General features: G+C 75.2%; 1 protein-coding gene. It reads right to left on the minus strand.

The window, feature by feature from the left end; translation table 11 throughout:
* Window positions 1–36: 36 nt before the first annotated feature.
* Window positions 37–1,548 carry a HEAT repeat domain-containing protein gene (locus tag ACFU6K_RS38045; RefSeq protein ID WP_380671095.1) on the minus strand — a complete coding sequence of 504 codons (1,512 nt, stop codon included), beginning with the start codon at window positions 1,546–1,548 and terminating at the stop codon, window positions 37–39.
* Between the last annotated feature and the right edge of the window lie 369 nt (window positions 1,549–1,917).

Below are 1,917 nucleotides of genomic sequence, written 5' to 3' on the forward strand. Positions count from 1 at the left end.
CCGACACGGTGTCCCGGCCCACCGAACGTTGTGGACCTAACGCCCGAACTCCCGGGCGGCGGTCAGCCGGCCGCGTACGGCGGCATGGACCTCGGCCTCCTCGGCCGGGTCGGCGGCGAGCCTGCGCAACCGCTCCAGCACACGCGCGTCGCCCGTGGTGGCGACATGGCGCGCGGCGAGCTCACGCGTGGACTCCTCGCAGTCCCAGAGGCACTCGACGGCGGGCCCCTCGGGAAAGTGCACGTCGGTCGCGGCCAGCGCCTGGGCGGCGCGTCCGCGCAGCTCCGAGGAGGCGGCCTCGCCGTAGACGTGGCGCAGGACCGGGACGGCGTCGGCGGCGGCCAGCCGCCCCGCACCGTCGACCAGCGACCCGAGCCCGGTACCGCTGACCCCGCGAACGGAGATCCAGCGGCGCAGCCCGGCCACCACCAGCGGCGCGTCGGCCGGCTCCCCGGCGTCGGCGAGCAGCTGGACGGCGGCCTCGCCGAGCGCGCTGTCGGCGCCGCCGCTGGCCGGGTCGGCCCAGCGGCGCGCGTGCACCAGCACCTCGGGGCCCCGCATCCGGCCGAGCAGTTCCAGGGCGGCCCGGACGATCCGGTCGTCCACGTCCGCGGCGGCGGCCTCGATCAGTTCGACGGCGGCCGGGTCGCGCTGTTCGACCAGGTGGCGCAGGGCTGCCCGGCGGGCGCCGGGCAGGCCGTCGCGGGCCGCTTCCAGCAGCAGCGGGCGGTCCTCCGGCCGGACCACGGCGGTCAGGCAGCGGGCGGCCGCGGCCGCGCGGCGGTCCACCGCGTCGGGGCCGGACGGCGATTCGGGGCCGCGCGCCGGCTCCGGACGGGCGTCGGGCCGGCCGAGGAAGGCGCCGGCGCCGAGGCCGCCGAGCTCACCCTGGTCGGCCCAGGCCAGCACGTCGGCGGTGGACCAGCCGGGGGTGACCCCGCTGCGGTTGATCTGGCGCTGCCACAGGTCGAAGGGTGACTGCTCGCTGGCCGCCGCCACTCTGGGGTGGTAGGCCGCCCAGAGCCGCCAGGGCCGGGGCTCGTACGCGTTGCGGATGAACTCGCGCAGCTCGGCGTCGCCCTCGGGGCCCGGCTCGAAGTGGTCCAGTACGGCGGTGCCGAGCAGCAGCAGGCCGCGGTCGTCGTCGCGCAGGGCCAGCTCGTCGAGGGCCCACGCCCAGTTGGCACCGGTGGCGGCGTACTCGCGCAGCATCAGCAGCGCGTCGCGCCGGCCGTACGCGGCGAGGTGGCCCAGGACGGAAAGGGCGAGGCCGGTGCGGCTCTCGTCGTCGGTGACCAGGTCCTCGGCGGAGTGGAGGTGGTCCTCGATGCCCTCGAGGGGGGCTTCCAGGTCCATGTAGATGCGCGCGTAGTAGAGGGAGCGGCTCTCGACCTGCCAGTCGGCTCGCGGGTCCCTGGTGACGCACTCCTCCAGCGCGGCGATGGCCTCGGCACGGTCGGCGGCCAGCGCGTGGAGCTGCCCGTCACCACGGCCTCGCTGAAGGAGGCCTAGGAGGCTGGCACTGGGTGCTATCACTGGCTCGAACATGAGGTCAGCATCCGTTGCGGCGGTCGTAGTGGCAACGGGATTTCCGTCGCCGGGGTCTCTGGTCGGTACTGCGGTGGGCGCCCGGGCGCCGGAATCACCGAAGGTTACCGCCTCGGGCCCCCGTCCGCACACAGGGCGACGACGGCTCCGGCCACAGTGGCATATGCCAGCGGAAATTTTGCCCGCGTTCTGTCGAAATCACCCACAGGGGTGACAACGCTGTGCGACAGTCTTCTCACTGTCCGAACGGTCCGCACCCCGCGGGCCGTGTACCGAGCGATAGGTCCGCCATGAACATGCCATTAGGCGCCACCCGCCCGCCGGGAGCCGCCCACGTGGACGGCGCCCCGGCGGGCGGGGGCGGTACGG

The sequence above is a fragment of the Kitasatospora sp. NPDC057512 genome, from assembly GCF_042802135.1.
GTDB lineage: Bacteria > Actinomycetota > Actinomycetes > Streptomycetales > Streptomycetaceae > Kitasatospora.

What these genes read in the sequence shown, in the direction of transcription:
- ACFU6K_RS38045 (WP_380671095.1), bottom strand. Translation starts at nt 1,548, where the DNA reads ATGTTCGAGCCAGTGATAGCACCCAGTGCCAGCCTCCTAGGCCTCCTT.